The organism is Pseudomonas sp. G(2018) (assembly GCF_005502415.1).
Classification (GTDB): Bacteria; Pseudomonadota; Gammaproteobacteria; order Pseudomonadales; family Pseudomonadaceae; genus Aquipseudomonas.
The window spans coordinates 102295-123925 of sequence record NZ_SCOO01000015.1 but is presented as its reverse complement, the minus strand read 5'-3'; the positions used below and the strand labels follow the sequence as shown (position 1 = coordinate 123925).

At 59.3% G+C, this 21631-nt stretch carries 18 protein-coding genes and 1 pseudogene; 7 read left to right on the top strand and 12 right to left on the bottom strand.

Features of this window, described 5'->3' with window-relative positions; all coding sequences use genetic code 11:
- The 4 genes from FFS64_RS16545 to FFS64_RS16530 form a co-directional block, all read right to left on the bottom strand.
- On the bottom strand, positions 1 to 797 hold a 797-nt coding region (locus FFS64_RS16545; RefSeq protein ID WP_137806265.1), incomplete at its 3' end, for a PepSY domain-containing protein.
- Positions 794 to 1096, bottom strand: coding sequence for a DUF3649 domain-containing protein (locus FFS64_RS16540; RefSeq protein WP_137806264.1), 303 nt, complete (start codon positions 1094 to 1096; stop codon positions 794 to 796). The genes FFS64_RS16540 and FFS64_RS16545, both read right to left, overlap by 4 nt.
- Positions 1097 to 1308: 212 nt before the next feature.
- Positions 1309 to 1719, bottom strand: a complete 411-nt coding sequence (locus FFS64_RS16535; RefSeq protein WP_137806263.1) for an HPF/RaiA family ribosome-associated protein — start codon at positions 1717 to 1719, stop codon at positions 1309 to 1311.
- A 214-nt stretch (positions 1720 to 1933) separates the two neighbouring features.
- Entirely contained in the window at positions 1934 to 2881 is a 948-nt protein-coding gene (locus tag FFS64_RS16530; RefSeq protein ID WP_095193850.1) for a LysR substrate-binding domain-containing protein, read from the bottom strand.
- Positions 2882 to 3016: 135 nt separating this feature from the next.
- Between FFS64_RS16530 and FFS64_RS16525 the strand changes: the two genes are divergently transcribed.
- Both FFS64_RS16525 and FFS64_RS16520 read left to right on the top strand, forming a co-directional pair.
- The gene (locus tag FFS64_RS16525) at positions 3017 to 4393 is read left to right on the top strand and encodes an L-serine ammonia-lyase (RefSeq protein WP_137806262.1); all 1377 of its coding nucleotides are present in this window, start codon (positions 3017 to 3019) and stop codon (positions 4391 to 4393) included.
- A 337-nt stretch (positions 4394 to 4730) separates the two neighbouring features.
- Positions 4731 to 5048 carry a DUF3509 domain-containing protein gene (locus FFS64_RS16520; protein ID WP_137806261.1) on the top strand — a complete coding sequence of 106 codons (318 nt, stop codon included), beginning with the start codon at positions 4731 to 4733 and terminating at the stop codon, positions 5046 to 5048.
- Here FFS64_RS16520 and FFS64_RS16515 read toward each other — a convergent pair.
- Positions 5045 to 5545, bottom strand: a complete 501-nt coding sequence (locus FFS64_RS16515) for a phosphate-starvation-inducible protein PsiE (RefSeq protein WP_137806260.1) — start codon at positions 5543 to 5545, stop codon at positions 5045 to 5047. The genes FFS64_RS16520 and FFS64_RS16515 overlap by 4 nt on opposite strands.
- Before the next feature lie 385 nt (positions 5546 to 5930).
- Between FFS64_RS16515 and FFS64_RS16510 the strand changes: the two are divergent.
- Positions 5931 to 6170 (top strand): annotated as a pseudogene (locus FFS64_RS16510) (YebG family protein); the annotation flags it as partial.
- A 191-nt stretch (positions 6171 to 6361) separates the two neighbouring features.
- Here FFS64_RS16510 and FFS64_RS16505 read toward each other — a convergent pair.
- On the bottom strand, positions 6362 to 7381 hold the full coding sequence (locus FFS64_RS16505) for a Glu/Leu/Phe/Val dehydrogenase dimerization domain-containing protein (RefSeq protein WP_095193855.1): 1020 nt from the start codon (positions 7379 to 7381) through the stop codon (positions 6362 to 6364).
- A 183-nt stretch (positions 7382 to 7564) separates the two neighbouring features.
- Between FFS64_RS16505 and FFS64_RS16500 the strand changes: the two genes are divergently transcribed.
- Positions 7565 to 8368 carry a SirB1 family protein gene (locus FFS64_RS16500; protein ID WP_095193856.1) on the top strand — a complete coding sequence of 268 codons (804 nt, stop codon included), beginning with the start codon at positions 7565 to 7567 and terminating at the stop codon, positions 8366 to 8368.
- Positions 8369 to 8399: 31 nt separating this feature from the next.
- Here FFS64_RS16500 and maiA read toward each other — a convergent pair whose 3' ends face one another.
- Genes maiA through hmgA form a run of 3 tightly spaced genes read right to left on the bottom strand, consistent with a single transcriptional unit; the run spans position 8400 to position 11660 of the window.
- Positions 8400 to 9035 carry a maleylacetoacetate isomerase gene (gene maiA / locus FFS64_RS16495; protein ID WP_137806258.1) on the bottom strand — a complete coding sequence of 212 codons (636 nt, stop codon included), beginning with the start codon at positions 9033 to 9035 and terminating at the stop codon, positions 8400 to 8402.
- Positions 9036 to 9047: 12 nt separating this feature from the next.
- Positions 9048 to 10352, bottom strand: coding sequence for a fumarylacetoacetase (fahA, locus tag FFS64_RS16490; protein ID WP_137806257.1), 1305 nt, complete (start codon positions 10350 to 10352; stop codon positions 9048 to 9050).
- A 3-nt stretch (positions 10353 to 10355) separates the two neighbouring features.
- Positions 10356 to 11660, bottom strand: coding sequence for a homogentisate 1,2-dioxygenase (gene hmgA / locus FFS64_RS16485; RefSeq protein WP_137806256.1), 1305 nt, complete (start codon positions 11658 to 11660; stop codon positions 10356 to 10358).
- A 179-nt stretch (positions 11661 to 11839) separates the two neighbouring features.
- On the opposite strand from hmgA, the gene FFS64_RS16480 reads away from it, so the two are divergent.
- Positions 11840 to 12661: an IclR family transcriptional regulator gene (locus tag FFS64_RS16480; protein WP_137806255.1), complete on the top strand. Its 822-nt coding sequence runs from the start codon at positions 11840 to 11842 to the stop codon at positions 12659 to 12661.
- A 10-nt stretch (positions 12662 to 12671) separates the two neighbouring features.
- Here FFS64_RS16480 and FFS64_RS16475 read toward each other — a convergent pair whose 3' ends face one another.
- The 3 genes from FFS64_RS16475 to FFS64_RS16465 form a co-directional block, all read right to left on the bottom strand.
- Entirely contained in the window at positions 12672 to 15221 is a 2550-nt protein-coding gene (locus FFS64_RS16475) for a LuxR C-terminal-related transcriptional regulator (protein WP_137806254.1), read from the bottom strand.
- Between the two features lie 140 nt (positions 15222 to 15361).
- Entirely contained in the window at positions 15362 to 16732 is a 1371-nt protein-coding gene (locus FFS64_RS16470) for a DUF1329 domain-containing protein (RefSeq protein ID WP_137806253.1), read from the bottom strand.
- Positions 16733 to 16755: 23 nt separating this feature from the next.
- Positions 16756 to 18549: a DUF1302 domain-containing protein gene (locus tag FFS64_RS16465; RefSeq protein WP_137806252.1), complete on the bottom strand. Its 1794-nt coding sequence runs from the start codon at positions 18547 to 18549 to the stop codon at positions 16756 to 16758.
- A gap of 711 nt (positions 18550 to 19260) precedes the next feature.
- Between FFS64_RS16465 and FFS64_RS16460 the strand changes: the two genes are divergently transcribed.
- Entirely contained in the window at positions 19261 to 21369 is a 2109-nt protein-coding gene (locus FFS64_RS16460; protein ID WP_137806251.1) for an S-type pyocin domain-containing protein, read from the top strand.
- The gene (locus FFS64_RS16455) at positions 21366 to 21623 is read left to right on the top strand and encodes an immunity protein (protein ID WP_137806250.1); all 258 of its coding nucleotides are present in this window, start codon (positions 21366 to 21368) and stop codon (positions 21621 to 21623) included. The genes FFS64_RS16460 and FFS64_RS16455 overlap by 4 nt, the downstream gene beginning before the upstream one ends.
- Positions 21624 to 21631: the final 8 nt, after the last annotated feature.

The following is a 21631-nucleotide window of genomic DNA, read 5'->3' as shown; positions in this document are numbered from 1 at the left end:
CCCGACCACTGTTCGCGGGCCTTTTCCAGCATCGGCGCCAACGGCAGCAATGGCGCGGGGTCACCGGCGGCGTTTGCGTTATTCGACGCGGGAAACACCTCACTGTAAAACGCCTGCACATCACCTTTATACGATGCCAGGATGCTCGCCGGCATCACCAGGGCCATGAAAATCACCAGACTGCTGTAGGTGATCATCAGGTGAAACGGCAACACCAGCACGCCCACTGCGTTGTGCCCGTCGAGCCAGGAACGCTGGCCCTTGCGCGGACGGAAGGTGAAGAAGTCCTTGAAGATTTTCTTGTGGGTAATGATTCCGCTGATCAGCGCGATGAACATCACCATGGCCGCGATGGTCGACAGCCAGCGGCCCCACGGATAAGGCATTTGCAACTGGAAGTGGAAGCGGTAGAAGAACTCGCCGCCCCGGGTGTCGCGGCCTTGCACTTCGTTGCCGGATTGCGGGTCGAGCAGTTTTTCCGTGAGCTGACCGCGCTCACCGGGCTTGGCCGGTGTCTGCTGCCAGCGTACCGACAGGCCGGGTTCGCGAGCATCGGGCAAATCGATGATCCAGCGCGAGGCGTTCGGGGCGTGTTGTTCAAGATAGCGCTGGGCCAGGGTCAGGTTGTCCTCGGAGGACACCGCGCGCGCGGGAATTTCCGGTTGCATCCAGTGACTGGTCTCGTCCTTGAAATAGGCGAGTGTGCCGGTCAGGAAAATCGCAAACAGCAACCAGCCGAAGGTCAATCCGGCCCAGGTGTGTAACCAGGCCATGGCCTGGCGGAATCCCTCTTTCATGAGCGGCCCATCCAGTACGCCAGACCTGCGAAAGCCGCCAGCACCAGCGAAGGCACGGTCAATCCGAACCAGGCCCGCCACGCCGTGCGACAGGCGAAGCACCAGATCACCGCCAGCAGGTAGACCACGAAGGAGCTCATCATGCCGGTCACCACTGCTTCGGCACGGGCCATCGGCACCCACAGTGTCAGGCAAACGCTGGCCAGCGCCGTGATGACGTAGCCACCGAGCACGGCCGCCAGCACCCGGGAGGTGACCGCCAGTCGATAGGAAACGGGGAGCGTGCGTTTGGCTTTCATCAGCGACCTTGAAACCGGCTCAGGCCCAGTGAACATCACCGGGCCAGCAAGGGCGCAATATTAATGATAAATATTCTCATACGCAAAGCTGTCGTTTGGGACCAGCCTCAGTCGTCGGGATGCTCTTGTGGCGAGGGGATGAATCCCCTCCCCACAAAAACAAAACGGGCCTGCATTGCAGGCCCGTTTTCATAGGGAGGGTCAATCAGGCTTCAAGCGTTTTGCGCAGCCTGTTCGTTTTCTAGAAACTCTTCTTCCAACAGCTTGTCGGCGTGAGGCCTGCGCTCGAAGGGCACCACGGCAGCGCGTGGTTTGCCGCGCAGTTTGCCGAACAGGTGTTCAAGGGCGTGTTCGAGTTTCTCGGCGGCTCCGTCGATCGCCAGTTCCAGGTTGGCGGCTTTATGGGTGACAGAAATCGGTTGGTGGCCTTTTGGCCGCGCTTCCAGCTGACAGCGCAAATCGTGGGGACCGGGCTTGTCGCCGTTCTCGTCCCGCAGGTGAACCTCGACTCGGGTCAAGTCCTCCTCATAACGTTCGAGCGTGCTCTCAATGGTGGTTCGTACCCACTCCTCCAGTCGTTTACTGCTTTGAATATGGTTATCGCTATTGACTTGGATTTGCATAGTTCATCCCTTATTTCAGCTAGCTCGCGAGAGGCCGGTCAGCTAAGCCCTTGGGCGTCGTCACCGTGACCTCTTGGTTACACAATCGGTCTGTACGCTGAACATTTCAACCCCTGAAAAAAGATAAATTTGTAATCGCAAAAAAAGCCGGACAACCGGTAAAAGCGCTGTTAAGGTCGGGAGTTGGGTCGCCCCGCTCCCTTGTCACAATTTCTCACATCTGCTGCTCCCCCAGCGGGTGCAGACTGCGAAATATCCCCGCTTCCTCCACAAGCCAATCATGCACCGCACGCACGCCCGGATGGCTCAGCGCGCCTGGCGCATAGAGCACCATGTAGCGCTTGTGATTGGGCACCGCCAGGCCAAACGGCACGATCAGCGCCCCACGTTCCAACTCGTCGTTCAACAGCGTTCGCCGCGCAATGGCCACGCCCATTCCGGCGATGGCCGCTTCGATGGTCAGGTGATTGCGATTGAACGTATGCCCACGCCGCACATCCGCCCCTTCGAAGCCGATGGCGTTGAGGTAGAACTCCCATTCCGCATATTCGTAACTGCCGCGCCAGGCGGTGATGTCGTGCAGCAATGGGAAATGCATCAGGTCTGCAGGGCCGTGCAGCGGTGGACGACCGCGCAACAAGCCTGGCGCGCAGACCGGAAAAATCTGTTCATCGAGCAAGGCTGTGGATAACAGGCCCGGGTAGCTGCCGTCGTTCAGGTCGATGGCCAGATCGAAGTCGCCCTCATGCAACGGCACACTGCTGTCCTCGGCCACCAAACGCAGCTGAATATCCGGAAAACGCTGCTGCAGACGCGGCAGGCGCGGGGTCAGCCATTTGCTCAGGAACGATGGAATCGAACGCACCCGCAGGGTGCCGCTGATCATGCCCGCGTCCAGTCGTCGCAATTCCGCATCGATGCTGCCGTAGGCCTCGTTGACAGTGATGGCCAGTCGCTGGCCTTCGGCACTCAGCTCCACGCCCCGGGCACGCCGATGAAACAGGCGAAAACCCAGGCGTTCTTCCAGTTGCCGGATCTGCTGGCTGACCGCCCCCGGCGTGATGTGCAGTTCTTCGGCACAGCGGGTGAACGACAAGTGCCGCGCGGCGCAGGAAAACACCTGCAGCCACACATATGTCTGGGCATGCAATTGACGGCTCATCGTTTAGTCCTGCTAAAGGCTGTCTTAGGAAGTTTCGTTGGTCACGTAGGACCGAGGTTGGCAGTATCGCTGAAAGTGCGCTTGTCCTACAAAAATGGCAGCGATTCATCTTCCATTGCAGGAATAGGCTTTAGCATGGCTATCAGTGTTTTTGATCTCTTCAAAGTCGGCATCGGTCCGTCCAGCTCCCATACCGTCGGTCCGATGCGCGCGGCGGCGACCTTCGCCCAGGCGCTGGTCGATCAAGGTTTGCTGCCTGACGTGCGGCGAGTGGAAATCCGACTTTACGGCTCCCTGTCAGCGACCGGTGTCGGTCACGCTACCGACCGCGCTTGTATCATGGGCTTGATGGGGGAATGGCCGGACCGTATCGACCCCACCACCATCGACAGCCGAATCCACACCCTGCGAGAAACTGCCGAATTGTCCCTGGCAGGCCAGGCGACCATCGCCTTTGACTGGTCGCGCGATCTCCTGCTGCTCGACGAAAGCCTGCCCTACCACCCCAACGCCATGGCTCTGACAGCCTTCGGCGAAACCGGCGAGTTGTTCGAACAAACCTACTACTCGATCGGCGGCGGATTCATCATCGAAGCGGCCGAAGCCGAATCAGGCATAGCCCCCGCCAGCGACGTAGTGTTGCCGTACGACTTTTCCAGCGCCGTCGAATTGCTTCAGTTGTGCAACCAGCACGGCCTGCGGATTTCCGAGTTGATGATGGCCAACGAACGGGCCTGGCGCAGCGACGAACAAATCCGTGAGGGCCTGCTGCACATCTGGTCGGTGATGCGCGAGTGCGTCGAGCAAGGCTTGCACCACGAAGGCATTCTGCCCGGCGGCCTGAATGTTCCGCGTCGCGCGGCGAAATTGCACCGTAGCCTGCTGGAAATCGGCAAACCGAACGTCATCACTTCGACCCTCTCGGCAATGGAATGGGTCAACCTGTTTGCCCTCGCGGTAAACGAAGAAAACGCCGCCGGCGGACGCATGGTCACGGCCCCGACCAATGGCGCGGCGGGGATCATTCCGGCAGTGCTGCACTACTACATGAAATTCAATCCGGATGCGTCGGACGACGACGTGGTGGCGTTCTTTCTGGGCGCGGCGGCCGTCGGCATCCTCTGCAAGAAAAACGCTTCGATCTCCGGTGCCGAAGTCGGCTGCCAGGGCGAAGTCGGCTCGGCCTGCGCCATGGCCGCCGCCGGTCTGGCGGAGGTGCTGGGTGCCACTCCGGAGCAACTGGAAAACGCCGCCGAAATCGGCCTGGAACACAACCTCGGCCTGACCTGCGACCCGGTGGGCGGTCTGGTGCAAGTGCCCTGCATCGAGCGCAACGCGATTGCCGCGGTGAAGGCAATCAATGCCACGCAAATGGCCCTGCGCGGCGACGGCAAACACTTCATTTCCCTGGACCGGGTGATCCGCACCATGCGTGATACCGGCGCCGATATGCACGACAAATACAAGGAAACGTCACGGGGTGGTCTGGCGGTGAACTGGGTGGAATGCTGATCGCTTTAGAGGCACGTCGAGATTTATTGCCCTGAAACGGGCAGACAAACAGAAGGCGGATGCAAACTTTGTGGGAGCAAGCCTGCTCGCGATAGCAGACTGTCAGACAACACAAATGTTGACTGTGCAGCCGTCATCGCGAGCAGGCTCGCTCCCACATTAGTTTCTGCGCGGCCACCATGATTGTCCGACAATCCATCCGGCATGCCCCTTGCTACATCCCTGTTGCAAGCATTGATGGCGAAATGGCTATGGAATGGCCGATGGTCTGGTGTTGCGAACTAATCCCGATCTCGACCAGTCAACAACTGCACGTTCAATCAGGCGGTGACGCATCATGGACAACCCCTTTCAGCTCATTACCGATGCCTTTGCGGCGGACTATCAGATCAACCTGAGCATTCAGGGTCTGGACGGCAGCATCATGCTGACCCTGTCCAACTGCGGTCACGTCGTCGCAAAACGCATGATCAGCGCCGAACAACGCAACGACCCCGAGCGCCTCAAACGCCTGGTGCAAAGCATTCAGTTCGGTATTGCCATCGAACAAGGCCACAGCGCAGTGGCGATCCTCGAAGCCATGATCGATGGCGGCACACCCAACCTGCCGCCACCAACGGCCAAAGGCCGGCCCCGACCTGCCATGGGCCTTTAAATCTCACCCTTTTCCACTTCCGGATGTTCACTGGAACCCGTACCGATCTTGCGATGCGGGTTTTCAATTTTCACCGATGGAAATTGCGACGAAGCGTAACGCACCACCAGAATCGCAAACGCCAGCAGCAGAATCCCGCCGCACAGGTAAATGATCCCCAGGTCCGGCGGGTTGTGGTGCGACACGTTGGAAATCAGCAGGCGAGTCAGCGCGGTGATCGCCACGTAGATCAGGAAGCGCACCGGCATGTGGTTGGTCTTGAAGTAAATCCCGACCATGGCCCCCAGTTCGAGGTAGATGAACAGCAGCAAGATGTCATCGATCTTGATGTGTCCTTCTTCGATCATCCCGAGAAATTCCATCACCGCCGCCCACGCGGTTACGGCACCGATGGCGAACAGCGCCAGGTAGTGAAAGGTCTCGACGAACAGGTTGCCCAGGGACTCCGCCAGTTCATGCACGCTCTGGCGCAGGTTTTCGGCCCAGTTGATTTTCACGATGATGCTTCCTTAGGTCGGCTCGACCGGATAATGCGGGTTGGACTTTACGTTTGTTCTACGCAGAAGCTGTTCTACGCAGAAGCTGTTTTATGCAGAAGCTTTTATGCAGAAGCTTTTATGCAGAAACAGGGCCACGCCATCATGGCGAGCCGACGCGGGTTGCGCTCCGTGGCGTTTGGTCGCACCTTTATTGGCCGACACAAAATCTGTGGGAGCCGGGCTTGCCCGCGATTGGGGCGACTCGATCCCGATGACAAACCCCAAAACCGGTCTACATTAAAAAGCCACTACCCAAACCCCAGCGATTCGCTTATCCTTTTCGCTGTATATAAATACAGTAGTCGAATCAGACAACCAAATGTGAAGGCATGTGAGGTGGTGAATGGCCGTCGAAGTGGTATACCGCAGCAGCCGAGATCTGGAGCGCTTGTTCATGGATAAAGCCGAAGCTGACCGTCATGACAAAATGCTCGAGCTGGCCGAGTTGCTGGCTGAAGTGTTGCACAAAGCCGTTCCGTCCCTGACCGAACAGCAAGTGGAAGAAGCCGGGATCTACATGGCGAAAAATCGCGATGTGTTTGCCAAGGCGTTCAAAAGCCAGCCGGACGCCTTGTCCGAGTTGCTCACCGCGCCTGTTGAAGTCGCGCAACCGGTTGAAGTGGCGGCTCCCGTTGAAGAGGCAGTCGTTGAGCCGGTTGCCCCGGCCAAGCCAGCCAAGGCCGCCAAAGCAGCAAAATAGGCAACGCCCGAATTGAACAGGCCCTGAGTCGAATGGCTCAGGGCCTTTTTCATGTTCAAAATCAAAAGATCTTTCTATCGGTACAAAACCTTTTCCGCCAACTCATCCGCCACCCGCGCCGGCGAACGTTTCTCCGCTTGGGCATGGGCAAACACTTCGGTCAGTCGCGAGCTGATTTTCGACAGGTGCGCGGTGATGGTCGCCAGCTCTTCACCCCGGTGTTTGAGTGAAACATAGATCAGCCCGCCGGCATTGATCACGTAATCCGGCGCATACAAAATGCCGCGCCGTTCCAGCTGATCGGCAACGTCCAGATGGGTCAGCTGGTTGTTCGCCGACCCCGCCACCGCCGAGCAGCGCAGTTGCGTCACGCTATGACTGTTGAGTACGCCGCCCAGCCCACACGGCGCAAGAATGTCGCAAGGTGTGCTAAGCAGCGCATCGTTGGCAATCGGGTGAGCGCCGAGTTGTTCCATGGCCAGTTGCACTTTGCCATGGTCGATGTCGCTGACCAGCAGTTCGGCACCCGCGGCATGCAGTTGTTCCGCCAGCGCAAAACCAACGTTGCCCAAGCCTTGAATGGCCACGCGCAAGCCTTCGAGATTGTCGCTGCCCAACCGCGCCATGGCGGTGGCGCGAATGCCGGTGAACACGCCCATTGCGGCGTGGGGTGCCGGGTCGCCCGCTGAAGTGGTGCTGGTGACGTGCTGGGTCTGTTGGGCGATGCAATCCATGTCGGCCACCGAAGTGCCGCTGTCGATGGCAGTGATGTAGCGCCCGTCGAGCTGATTGATGCAGCGCCCGAAGGCTTCGAACAGCGCGGCGCGATTGGCCACGTGAACGGGACGAACGATGACCGCCACGCCGCCGCCCTGGGCCAGGCCGGCCAGTGCAGCCTTGTAACTCATGCCTTGGGCCAGGCGCACGGCATCCTCGACCGCTGACTCGTCGCTGGGGTAGGCAAGGTAACGACAACCACCCAGGGCAGGCCCCAGGCGACTGTTATGAATGGCAATGACCGCCTTCAGCCCGGTGGCCGGGTCGACGCTAAGATGTAGCGATTCAAGGCGAGTGCTTTGCATGAGAGCGAACATCGTAGGGCTCCCGAATCACTTCTTGTAGTCGCCAGTATAGGCTTGCGCACAAAAATTGCAGAAGCGCACCGGAATAACCGAAGCGCCCATTCAGACATTCGGAAATAACCGCTGAGCACCCTTGTGCAGCACTGGACGAATGGCACAGACGGGGCTAAAACGAGGCATTGCCCGGAGATTTTGATGACCCCGCGCCAATCGTTTTTCGCCTGTCTGCAACGTTCACCGCCCGCGCTGTTCGAAGCGGCGCTATGGATTGCCGCCGAACATGACAGCGAGGTGAATCCCGAATCGCTGCTCTTGGATTTCAAGACGCTGCAACAACGAATCAGTGGCAGTCTGCCTATGTTGCCGGTGAGCGAACTGGCGCAGCCACTGCTGCGGCGCATGAATGACCTGGGATTCGCCCAGGACGACTTTACCCCCTTGCGTCCGCAAGTGGCGCTGCTCAATCGCGTGCTGCAACGCCGGCGTGGGCAACCCCTGGCCCTGGGGCTTATTGCGCTGGAATTGGCCAGGGGCCTGGAAATCCCTCTGGTCGGCGTCAACTTCCCCGGCCATTTTCTACTGCGCGTACCGGGTGCCGATCACCTGCTCGATCCGTGCGGCGGCCGTCGCCTCTACCCCAACGATTGCCGGGAACTACTGCAACGCCAGTACGGCCCGAACATGAAGCTCAGCGCCGAACACCTGGTCACCGCCGAGCCCGTGCAGATGCTGCAACGACTGTCGCGCAACCTGCGCCAGTTGCACCTTTCCAACGACGATTACATCGGTGCCCTGGTCGATGCCGAGCGAGTGCTGGAACTGGGCAACGGCACCGCCGCCGACTACCTGGCCCGAGCCAGTCTCTACCAGCGGCTGGATTGCCCCAACGCCGAACGCTTCGACCTGGAGCATGCCCTGTTGCTCAGCGACGACCCGATCCAGCGAATTCGCCTGACGGAACGGCTGGGGCATCTGCCGCCCAATTCCATCGTCCATTGAACACAGCTCCCACAGGATCCTGCGTGACGCGTTATGGAGTGTCCGGCTGGTTAGCCGGATGCGCCTTGATGAACGCCGGATGTGTGGCCGCCAGTGTCGCCACGCGACGAATTCGCGGCCAGGCTTGCAGGGAAACGTTGAAGCGCTCGGCCGCGTACAGCTGCGGAATCAGGTACACGTCCGCCAGGCCGGGTTGCGGACCAAAGCAGAAACCATCGTCACCGATCAACTGTTCCACGGCAGCCAGTCCCTGACTGATCCAGTGGCAGATCCACTCCCCAACCTGCGTTTCATCGTGCCCCAACTGTCGCAGTCGGTTGAGCACGCTGACGTTGTGCAGCGGATGCACATCGCAGCCGATCAACGCCGCCACACCGCGCTCATGGGCGCGGGCAGCGAGGTCTTTGGACAGCAGCGGCACCTGTGGATAACGCTCTTCCAGGTACTCGATGATCGCCGGTGACTGGATCAGTAGCTCGCCTTCATCGGTGCGCAAGGCCGGCACGCGGCCTTGCGGGTTGATGCCAAGATACGGCGGCTGGCGATGTTCGCCACCGGGCGGCGCGATCAGGTTGACCGGCAGTGCATGGTAATCCAGGTCCTTCAATGCCAGTGCGATACGCACCCGATAGGACGAGGTCGAACGGTAGTAGGTATAGAGTTCCATGACCCGCTCCCCTTAGCGCGCCGGCAGCACTTTGCCACGGCACTCGCCGAAGCCGATGGAGGCAAAGCCCTCGCGGCTGCAACGGCCACGCAGGATGATTTCGTCGCCGTCTTCAAGGAACTTGCGCACCTCGCCCGAAGCCAGTTCGATCGGCTTTTTACCGCCCTCGGTGATTTCCAGCAGGCTGCCGAACTGACCGTTTTCCGGCCCCGACAAGGTACCCGAGCCGAACAGGTCGCCGGCCTGCAACTGGCAGCCGTTGACGCTGTGGTGCGCGACCATTTGTGCCACGGTCCAGTACATGTGTTTCGAGTTGCTCAGGGTCAGGCGATGGGCCGGCAGGTTCTGCTCGCGCATGGCTTCGGTCAGCAGCAGCACTTCCAGTTCGATATCGAAGGCACCGGCGGCCTGATCACGTTTATCGAACAGGTACGGCAGCGGCTGTGGATCACCTTCCGGGCGCGCAGGTTGGGCGCGACGGAATGGCTCCAGCGCTTCGGCAGTCACCACCCACGGCGAAATGCTGGTGATGAAACTCTTCGACAGGAACGGACCCAGCGGCTGGTATTCCCAGGCCTGGATGTCCCGCGCCGACCAGTCGTTGAGCAGGCAGAAACCGGCGATGTGATCGGCGGCGTCGCCAATGGCGATCGAGTCGCCCATGTCATTGCCCCGGCCGATCCAGATGCCTAGCTCCAGCTCATAGTCCAGGCGCGCGCACGGACCAAAGGTCGGCTCGGTCTGGCCGGCCGGCAAGGTCTGGCCTTTAGGACGACGCACATCGGTACCGGACGGGCGAATGGTCGAGGCGCGGCCGTGGTAGCCGATCGGCACGTACTTGTAGTTCGGCAGCAAGGGGTTGTCCGGACGGAACAGCTTGCCAACGTTCTGCGCGTGTTCGATGCCGACGTAGAAGTCGGTGTAGTCGTTGATTTTCGCCGGCAGGTGCATCTCGCAATCCGCCGCCAGTGGCAGCAATTTCGCACCTTGGGCCTCGATCTTGCCGTGCAGGGTGCTGCCTTCGCTCAACAATTCCAGCAGACGCTCACGCAGGGCTAAACGAGCTTCGCGGCCCAGTTCGAAGAACGCATTCAACTGACCGCCACGGGTGGCTTCGACGGCGTTTTTTGCTGCTCCGTCAAACAGACCGGCATCGAGTGCGGCCTGCAGATCGAAAATATGTTCGCCAATGGCCACGCCGCTGCGCGGTGCCGAACCTTTCACACTGAACACGCCCAGTGGCAGGTTTTGCAGCGGGAAATCCGCATGGCCGTTGGCGGAAGCAACCCAGCTGCGAGTGATGGAAGTCTGCGTCATGGGTTATCTCCGGGTTGGGTCGAAAGTGGCGGGCAACGTGGCCCAGCAAGCGTCGTAGTTGGTTTGCAGTTGCGGGCAATCGAGGGCGAATCGGCTCGGGCGCAGCACCTGGCTGGTCTCGAACATGAAGGCCATGGTGTTGTCGATTTTCGCCGGTTTGAGGTCCGCGTTGATCGCCTTGGTGCAGGTTTCGCCGTCAGGCCCGTGCGCACTCATGCAGCTGTGCAGCGACGCGCCGCCGGGGACGAAGCCTTCGGCCTTGGCGTCGTACTCGCCCTGGATCAGGCCCATGAATTCGTTCATCAGGTTGCGGTGGAACCACGGCGGACGGAAGGTGTTCTCGGCAACCATCCAGCGTGGCGGGAAGATCACGAAATCGAGGTTGGCCAGACCGTGGACGCTGGTCGGCGAAGTCAACACGGTGAAGATCGACGGGTCCGGGTGATCGAAACTGACGGTGCCGATGGTGTTGAAACGGCGCAGGTCGTATTTGTATGGCACGTTGTTGCCATGCCAGGCGACCACGTTCAGCGGCGAATGATCGAGCTCGGTGCCCCACAACTGGCCGAGGAACTTCTGCACCAGGGTGGTTGGTTGCGTGAGGTGTTCGTAATGGGCAACCGGGGTGAGGAAGTCCCGTGGGTTGGCCAGGCCGTTGCTGCCGATCGGCCCAAGATCTGGCAGGCGCAAGGGCGCACCATGGTTCTCGGCGATGTAGCCGCGGGCTTGCGGGTCAAGCAACTCGACGCGGAATTTCAAACCCCGTGGCAGTACGGCGATTTCCAGCGGCTCCAGTTCCAGCACGCCGAGTTCGGTGGCAATCCGCAGTCGCCCCAGTTGCGGCACCAGCAGCATTTCGCCGTCGGCGTTGAAGAACACTCGCTCCATGGACCGATTGGCGCGGTACTGCAAGATGCTGATCCCGGCCGGTTTATCCGCGCCGGAGTTGGCGGCCATGCTCACCAGGCCATCAATGAAATCGGTCGGCTCGGCGGGAATATCCAGGGCATTCCAGCGTAGGCGATTGGGGGTTACTTCACCCAGTGGCCCGCCAGCCAGTTGCCGATCGAGTTTGACGAATGCCGGATGATTGGCCGACGGCTGGATACGGTACATCCAGGTCCGTCGCGCTTCGCTGCGGGCCATGGTGAACGCGGTGCCGGAAAACAGTTCGGTGTAGAGGCCGTAAGGGGCTTTCTGTGGCGAGTTCTGGCCGACCGGCAACGCACCGGGCAACGCTTCGCTGCTGAATTCGTTGCCGAAGCCTGACTGATAAGCCAGTGCTGGCGTCGATGAATCGAGGTTCATGGAGCCTCCTGAACAGGGAGTGGGTCGTGGCCTGACGCTCTGCGGAAGAGGTCTGGGCACGCCAAAGTTGTTTTTATCGTAATCCAATTACGAATAACGTAATTTGATTGGTATTGACCGTCAAGCTATAAAGACGCCCATTCATCCCCGGAACTCATCCCTTGAAAGACGGCGCCACCATGCAAAAGCCCGCCAGCGACAGCAACGGCAAACAGAAAGTCCGCTCCGCCGAGGTGGGTACCGACATTCTCAAGGCATTGGCCGAGTTGTCGCCCTCGACATCACTCTCGCGCCTGGCCGAACACGTGCAAATGCCAGCAAGCAAGGTCCACCGCTATTTGCAGGCACTGATCGCCAGCGGCTTCGCCGAACAGAATCCAGCGACCAACCATTACGGGCTGGGTCGTGAAGCCTTGCGTGTCGGGTTGGCGGCACTCAACAGTATGGACGTGCTGAAAGTGGCCGCCCTGCCCTTGGCCGAACTGCGCGACGACTTGAACGAAACCTGTTTTCTGGCGGTGTGGGGCAATCAGGGCGCGACCGTGGTGCACATCGAGCCGGCGGTGCGAGCGGTGACGGTAGTGACCCAATTGGGCTCGGTGTTGCCTTTGCTCAGTTCTTCCACAGGTCTGGTGTTTGGCGCCTATCTGCCCAAAAGGGAAACCATCGAGCTGCGTGAGCAGGAACTGCAAGCCCAGACCGCCCACGCCTTGGCAGACGATCAGGCCTATGCCGCCATGTGCGAGCAGATCCGCGCACGCGGCCTGCACCATGTGCATGGTTTGCTGATGCCCGGTGTCGATGCCTTGTCGGCGCCGGTGTTCAACGCGATGGGCAATGTGGTGGCGGTATTGACGGTGGTTGGCCCGACATCCCTGTTTCAGGCCGACGAAGATGGTCCGGCAGCGCAACGTTTGCTGGCAGCGGCGCGCGCGGTGAGTTGGCGCATGGGGCATGAGCCGACCACCGGCAATTCTCAGGTTCCACGCAATCTCCTGTAGGGGGAATGCGTCAACCTTGCGCAATCAAGCCCAGCTTCTTCGCCGTGGCCACGGCTTGAGTCCGGCGCTCCACGCCCAGCTTGCTGTGAATGCGCCGTGCATGGGTTTTCACCGTGTGCAATGAGATAAACAACTGCTCGGCGATCTGTTGATTGGAGTTGCCTTGGGCGATCAGGCTGAGCACCTCCAGCTCTCGCCCGCTCAACGGATTGGCATCCAGGGTCGCCACCGGCTCGTCGTCCGCGCCCAGGCGACTGAGCAATGCCGGCTGACGCAACCGCAGTTCGCTCAAGGCCTGCTGCAAATGGCAGCGCCTGACCAATTCCAGCCCCGCCTGCAACGCCGACTTCGCCTTATCAGGCTCGCCGATCAGGTCCGCCACTTCGCAGATTGCAAACTGCAATTCCGTTTCCAGCGCCAGCATCCCATGCTGTTGCGCGTGGTCGAGCAAAGCCTTGAGCTGCTCCAGTGGTTGTGTAGCCTGGTGCAGATGGGTTTCGGCGAGTACCAGCAAGTACTCGACCCGCGCAATCAGCCCCACCGTGGCCGGGGGCGCCTGTCGTGCATCGGCCCCACGGTAGTGGCGCGCCACGCGGGTCAAGGTTTCATGGGCCAATTGCGGTCGACCTTGCTGCAACCAGAAGTGACTGCTGATTTGCAATAGAACACCGCGATACACCGTGTCGGGAATCTGCCGCTGCTGCATCAAGCGCTCGGCCTCGCGCAAGCGGTCAAAGGCGTGGGCGTAATTCCGCTGATTGGCCGCCACCTGGGCCTGCCCGAGAAAACCATACAACGCGCGTTTGTCCTGGCTGTGCAGGCAGTCCTGAAGACCGCTGTTGAAGAACTCGGCGGCCATTTCGTCCTGCCCCTGGCAGAGCGCCAGACGCCCGCGACGCAAGGCGATTCGCCCCAGCAGCGGCGTTGGACGGTCAGCCTGTCGACACAACATTTCATGTACATCGGCCAGCAGGCTCTCGGCGCGTCGGGGAGCGCCGCGCAGTTCCAGCAACTGCGCGTGATCGAGTTCGAGCAACCCTTCGAACAGCAACGAACCTTGCGCCCGCGCCAGGCACAGCGCCTCCCGGTTCAGGGCCTGCGCGGCATCGAGTTCACCATTGAGCAGCGCCTGTTGAGTCAACCCGGACAGGCACAACAAGCGGGCCGGCCAGGCGTCCGTTGCCAACTCGGCCAGCGCATCGGCAAAGTGCCCGCGAGCCGCCGTCATGCGCCCCTGCAAATGCAGCAACCAGCCTTGTTGTGCCTGCCAGCGTGCCAACAGTTGCCGCTGCAGGGCGGCCGTCGGTTGCGGTGCGAAGCGCCCCATTTGTTCGATGCACAGCGCCGCCTGGTCGAAACGTCCGGCAAACAACAGTGCCGCCGTGATCAGACCGACCAATTGCGGCGACCCGAGGGTCAACTCCTGCCCCTGGTGCTCATGCAGATTCAGCAGCAGGCGCACATTCTCGCAACGGAACAAATGCTCGAAGCTGAAATGCTGCAACAAACTGACCGCGGCTTCGAACTCCTCGGCCAACAACGCCTGCTCGAATGCCCCCTGCCAATCCTCCTCGGCGCAGAACCACTGGCACGCACGCCGATGCCAGGAGCGACCGGCCGAACCCTGCTCGTCACGCATGGCCCGGGCCAGTGGCACGAAGACGCGCAACCAGTCGGCGGAGTCTTCCCAGGGCTCAATGAAACACCCCATGTCCTGCAAGGTCTGCAACCCCTTTGCGCCTTCACCCGCACCGAACAGATGCTCGCAAAGTCCGGCATTGAATCGCGGCAAATGGGCCAGCACCTGCCAGGCTTCAACCAGCTCCGGGGGCAGCGTGTTGAACAGTTCGTGTTGCAAGTAATCAAGCAGCGTCGCCGAGCGTTCCTGCTTGTCCTGCCCGGCGGCCCACTGACAGCCATCGAGGAGGGCAATGCGCACGCCGGCACACCAACCGCCACTGCGCTGGATGATTCTTCTGGCGACGCCGCTCGCCCGTGAAGGTTCTACATGGCCGAGCAATTGTTCGACGTCTTGCTCGGTAAACGCCAGCGCCTGCCCGTCGTACTCGTACAACTCATCATCGAGCAACAAGCGTGGCCAGTTGCAGGATGGCCGTCGACGCGAGCCCAGCCACCAACTCAATGACGGGCTTCTGACAGCCAGTAAACGGTCAAGCAGGCGATCGAGCTCAGGATTGGGGGCGCGGCAATAATCATCGATAAACAGCCAGGTCGGCGTTTGCAACCGGGCCAGGTGCTCCAGTAATGCAATCTCATCCGACGCAGCCAGTCCCAGCGCATGCGCCAGCCGCTGCCGGAAATCGGCAACACTCAACGACTCGCCCGCCAACGGCAACCAATACACCCGACAATGTCCCGACGCCCGCAACAGGCACTCTGTGAGCAGCGCACTCTTGCCGCTGCCCGCCGGTGCACAGAGCAATTTCACCCGTGCCGTGGAGGCCAGCAATGGCTCGACCAAGCGTTCGCGGGACAGGTGATGGGAACACAAGCGAGGCAGAAGTCCAGGACGGTCCAGACACGTCGTCATGGCAGTCATAGTGGTGCGCCTTTTTATAGTTGTGGCGCCACCCTAGCCCCCTCCCGAGCGCTTGTTGAAGAAGTATTCAGCAGGTTGATTTGCAGCCATAAAAAAGGTGACCACGAGGTCACCTTTTTGTGTAGGAGCCTGTAGGACGATTACCTCACCCCCGTGCTCCGCAGGGCTGCCGGCGTGTAGTCCCCGGCTTTGGCCGCGATGTTGAATTCGAAGCTGCGCTTCTCTTCGTTTTTCATCCCCAGCGCGATGTAGCGACCGGCAATCAGGTCATACAGTGCCTCGACCGTATAGGCCGGCACCTGATGATCGTAGTAGAACTGCGCATGCCCTTCGGCCACACGCCAGAGCTGGCCGCGACCGTCATAGTGATCGGCCAGCGCCACCTGCCAGGTGTCTTCGTCGAGGTACATGTGACGCTTGGCGTACACATGCCGCTCGTTGGGCTTGACCGTCGCGACGACCTCCCAGACCCGGTGCAATTCATAGCGGGTCAGGTCCTGGTTGATATGGCCGGCCTTGATCACATCGGTGTATTTCAGGTTCGGCGAATCGAGCTTGTAGCTGTTGTACGGGATGTACATTTCTTTCTTGCCGATCAGCTTCCAGTCGTAGCGGTCCGGCGCACCGGAGAACATGTCGAAGTTGTCGGTGGTGCGCAGGCCGTCGGACGAAGTGCCCACGCCGTCATAGGCCACTTGCGGTGCACGCCGCACTCGGCGCTGGCCGGCGTTGTAGATCCAGGCCTTGCGCGGTTCCGTGACCTGGTCGAGGGTCTCGTGAACCAGCAGCACGTTGCCCGCCAGCCGCGCCGGTGCCGTCACCTCCTGTTTGAAATAGTTGAGTACGTTGTCATCACTGCCCGGTTTCAGATCCCCCAGCAACGACGGCACGGCCACCTCGTCCTTGAAGCGGATGACGGTAAAATCGCCATTGGACTGCGGCGTTGCCTGGGTAATGGTGCGACGCAGATTGCCGCCGTGATAGCGGGTGACGTGGTTCCAGATCACTTCAACGCCGTTCTTCGGGATCGGAAAGGCGTAGTAGCGATTGCCGGTGAAATTGGCCAGACCGTTACCGTCGTTGGTGGGAATGACGTTCAACGCGCTACGCTTGGCCGATTCGTAGATTTCCGGCGGCAGCGCCGCGGTGCGGTGGCTCGGATACACCGGAATCTTGTAAGTCTCGGGGTAGCGCTTGAACATCGCGATCTGCCCGTCCGAGAGCTTGTCCTTGTACTTGTCCACCGTTGCCGCCGTGATGATGAACAGCGGTTTTTCATTGGCGAACGGATCAGCCAGGAAGCCCTTGCTGTCCACCGCGCCGGCGTTTTTCGGAATGCCGCCGGTCCACGGCGGGATCGAGCCGTCGGCGTTGCCGGCCTTCTCGGCACCCAGCGGTGTGAGGCTGGTGCCCAGTTTGTTCGCTTCTTCCGGTGACACCGCTGCCATCACGTTGACGGCCAGCAGACTCAGGGCCAGGACGGTGCCGAATTGCAGAATCATCTTGCGCATGGAAATCATCCTTCTCAGTCAGATCAGAAGTTCACGCCAAAGCTCAATGCCACGAAGTCGCGGTCTTCGAGCACGTTGTAGTCACCACCGAAGAAGTCGGTGTAACTGAGGCTTGCGGTGTAGGTGTTGCGGTAGTCCGCATCGACGCCGAGGCTGACGGCCTTGGCACCTTCGTTGAACAGCCCGTTGGGGCCGTACCCGGCGACATCGTGGGACCACGACAAGTTGGGCCGGAAGTTGATCCCGGCGATCACGTTGTTGTAATCGAGGATCGCCCGGGCGCGATAACCCCACGAAGTCGAGGTCACGAAACCATCGGTATCGCCGCCGAAACCATACTGGCCGTACACCGAGTCGCGGCCATAACGCAGCTTGCTCCGGGCCTCCAGGCCACCGACATGCATCACCGCCGCTTCGCCTACCAGTGTCAGGCGATCCGCGCCCGCGATCTGATCGACAAAGTGCGTCAGGGTGCTCTGGATCTGCGTCACTTCCTTGCGCCGATAGCCTTTGTTGTCGGCGCCAGGGGTGGTTGCGATCGGTGAAGCGGCGCCGCCGGCAATCGGGTTGAGCATCGCCAGGGTCAGGTCGTTGGTGTTGACCTGCACCGGTGCGTTGGGGCGATAGCTGATCTCGCCGGTCCACGCCGTGCCGGTGGGCAAGGTGGTGGAGAAACTCGCACCGTAGAGGCGAATGTCTTCCGGGTATTCGAGGTAGTACTGACCGCGCCCGAGCATCACGCTTTGCGCCAGGCCCGAGCCGCTGCCGGGCGCGATACGGTTGGCGGTCGCAACGATCCCCGGAATGCTCGCGAGCGTGGAGAGGCCTGCCGTCGTCGTTCCGACATTGGGTGTGCGGCTGTGATAATTCATGAAGTACAGACCGTACTCGGTGTCATCCCCCAACCAGCGCAGCGCCGTACCCCATTGCCCCGAATCCCGGGCATCGCGGTCCTGACCGCGAGGAACGACCACCCCTTCCCGGGTGACCTCGAAACCCTGGCCAAAGGCCGCGGCAATCGGTTGCAACGGCGCAATGGCCGGGCTGGCGACGGTGTAGCCCTTGTCGCATCCGTCCGCCACCACATCGACGCCGAAGAAGGTGCCGCAGTTGTCGACGACAGTCTGGTCCCACTCCAGTTGATAGAAGCCTTCGACCGTCAGCTTGTCCGTCAGACCCTGTGACGCGAACAGCATGTTGACCGGAATCAGACCTTCCTTGATCTCGGCACCGGGACGGCGAAACGCTGAAACGTCGACCGGGTTGATGCTGTTGATCGAGTTGCCGATGAAGGTACTTTCGCCCCAGCTGACCACCTGCTTGCCCGCACGCACCGTGCCCGGCAATTCGCCGATCGAGTAATTGTGATAGACAAACGCATCGAGAATCTGCCCGCCGGAGGACTTGGCGCCTTCCTTGCGATTGTGATCACTGATCGGCTTGAACGGCCGGTCTTCGTCCTTCAGCTCAAAGTCGTACCAGTACTTGCCACGGACAAATACACCGGTGTCGCCATACTTCAGTTCGAGGTCGTGAATGCCCTTGAAAATCTTCGAGAAGGTTTCGCCCTTTCCAAAGTTCTGACGCCCGTCGTCACCGGTCGAAGCCTGCCCGCTGCCACCGTTGACGGTGCCCACCAACGCATCGTCGGCATCACGCATGCCCCAACTTGCACCGACCGACAACGAAGAGTCGAACGTCCCCTCGATTTCCCCGATGTTGAAAGAAACAGCCTGCGCCTGGGCACAGCAACCCAAGGCAACCGCAGCGGCCAGCGCCTGCGGTGTGAAGATGGCGCGCATTGTTGTTTTTGTCATGCGTCTTCCCCGGTGAGTGACAGAAGGCCTCACCCTACTGCCGCCTGCCGGGGTCGATAAGCGCACCAAGGAGGTATTCGTGGTGTACCTCCAAAGGATGACTGGCTGCATGGGACGCGGTATTGCGCGGAGCATGGATCGGCTGGATGGGACGCCATCAGCCACACGCATACGCCAGGGGATGTCGATGCCGGGTAGAACATTCAACTGTTGCGCGCCCCGTAACAGTGCATGTCCGGAATCGCTATTTTTCCTTTGTCGGCAAAGACTTATTCTGATCAGGCTTTCACGGTAAACAGCCTGAAAGCGCGAAGCAAAAGCGTGTAATTCGTCTACGCTATTGCGACAGATCTCAGATGATTTGAAGGTTTCGAGTCATCGCCCCGCGTACACCGACGTTGATTTGTAGCTCCTGGATCCAACGTCTTGCTTTGGCCGCTGCGTTTGCAGCGGCCTTTTTTTATGGGCGGGGGTTTTGTGGCGCCAGTCTGTTTCACCTGATGTTTAAAAAAGGTCCTACAAGACATTTCATGTAACTGTATAAGAAATATCTTTTAATTCGCAGGGCAATCCCGTTCATATACCTGATCTCATGAAATTTCCGTCAACTTCTATAAATAACTACTCACAACAGCATCAGACCCAGCCTAAAGCTTCCTGAAGTAACCTTATTCGGCAGCACCGATTAATTACATTCACGGAAGAGAATCCATGTCAGAAAAACAAGGTCCCCCGCATCACATACCAGCAACTGATATCCGCGGAGAGCGCGGATACATTGAACTAGATACAACTTATGTCGGGAAACAACCAAAACCTGGACAGAATCCGAAAGGTGGTGGTTTTAGCATTCCGCCGACACGACCTGGCGGAATGGGCTCAGGCATAACAAACACAGAGGGGCTCAGACGCGAAACCCGGGACAACATCAAAGCGGCTGAGGCATTCGTAAAAAATGAATATGCGGCAAAATCACAGGATTTACCAAGATCAACCGAGGTTGATCTTGCCAATGTAAGAGCACAACACCCAGCACCCGTCGCTACAGCATCACAGGCTTATCAACATGAACTAAATGTCAGAAACGTATTAATTCAGCAAAAGACAGTTCAACTGCACAGCGAAACAGTACTTGCCAACAACTTCTATGGACATAGTCCACTCAATTCAACCATCGGTGATTATCTGGCCAGAGCTCAATCTCTGGATGGGACTGTCACTCCTCGAAGCCCCGCTTATTCAAAGTGGGTTGCCTCCTATAAGGCCGCGTACTCTGCGAAGCTGCTGACAGAGCAAATCCAGCTCTTGAATAATCAACAAGCAAACGTACAGAACCTGCTTGCCAATGCCCTAGCGCAAGAGCAGTGGGCAGCAGCCGAACAGGCGAGATTGGCAGCGGAACAGGAAGCACAACGCATTGCCGCCGAACAGACACGCATCAGGGCAAAAGCTGAAGCACGAGCAAATGCTCAAGAGCAGGCTCGGTTAGCAGCATTGGCAGAAGCAGAACGATTGGCCGCCGAACAGGCTCGACTTGAAGCCGAGGCTGAGGCTCAAAGACAATCCGAGCAAATTCGCCTGGAAAAGGAACGGCAAGCGGAGGAGCGAGCACTCCGTGAGGCGAAGGAGTCGCTGAACGCCGCCAAAGGCATTCGCCCGTTTCCCGTATCGGGCGCGGCGGCGGCAAGCGGCCCGGTTTTCACCGTTGCAGCTGGAACGCTGGCAGTCGATGCAGCGACAACCCTTGCAATCAGGACTGCCCTGCAATCGGCAGCCGTCGCGGCAACTACAGCGTTGGCAACAGCCGCCGGGACTGCGTCAGGCGTGGTGATCGTTGTTGGAGTTGCAGCGCTGGTTTACTACGCGTTACGGGAGAACAAAGAGCCGTACGCCTTGAGCGTTCCGCTCTCGGACCTCGCGTCATATGACGCCAACGAACTGCATGCTATCGCCCAGGCCAACGGGGAAATCGAACTGCCGGTCGCGATCGGCTCGCGGACTGTGGATAACACCACAGAGTTTGCCGTAGCTGCCACGAACGGCACCAAGCTACCGCGCAAAGTATCGGTGCGTCTGGCCACCTACGATCCCGTTCTGAATGCCTACAGAACCGAGAGTCCGCACGCCCAATCCCCTGGCATGACATGGACGCCAATTGTCAGACCGGGTAGTGCGTCAACAGCTCTTCCGGTGACCGAAGCGGACATTGTCCCCTACACCGGCGCTACCGCAACCGCTCTCGAAGGGAGGATCGATCCAAATCCGGAGCTGGATCTTTATAGCTTTGGTGGTTTCATTTATGTATTCCCGATCGAGTCGGGGATTCCACCTCAGTATGTAGTACTCAATAGTCCGTACGAAGGAGCAACCGTCGAAGGGGAACACAGCGGCCGCGATTTCACCCCTGAGCAAGCAGGTGGGCCAATTTTGGATATGAAATGGGAGCCTGCCATCGCTTCACAAGAAGGAGTCAATATCGTGAAACTGCACACATCGAAATTCCCCCAATCCGACGCCAATAAAGTGATGATTGATCGGCTGGACCGAATTCTCCGCGGAGAGTTAGAGATGACCGACACCGATAAACGCTTCTACACTCATGAGATCAGAGAGTTTGAAAGATTCAATGCTCTGGGTTATGGAGATACTGAAATGCCGGACCCAGACTCTCCTGTGTGGAATAACGTTCATACTGCAACATTGGAAGACTTCAAATTGAAAGATGATCCTTCCCTGCTTTACACGCCGGAGGCATTAGCAGCTGCAGCGGAACAAGATGAGCGCGACTATCAACAATTTCTGAAGGAGATGTGGAAATGAGCATTATTGAGCAGCTTGTAATCCATGAATCCCTGGACGATATCGTTACAGTCTTCGCATTGATCAAGGCACCGCCTCATTTAGACATGATGATAGGTCGCTACAAACCCGAAGCCATCCGGCACGGAGAACTTCAACTCGCCTATTCACGCCTGTTCGAAAAGGGTGTACTAGCAAAAGGAGAAAAAGGACTGTCAACTAAAGGTCCTAATTGGAAAGCTCCGAAATTCGTAACAGAAAACAAATACAGCTAAAAAAATAA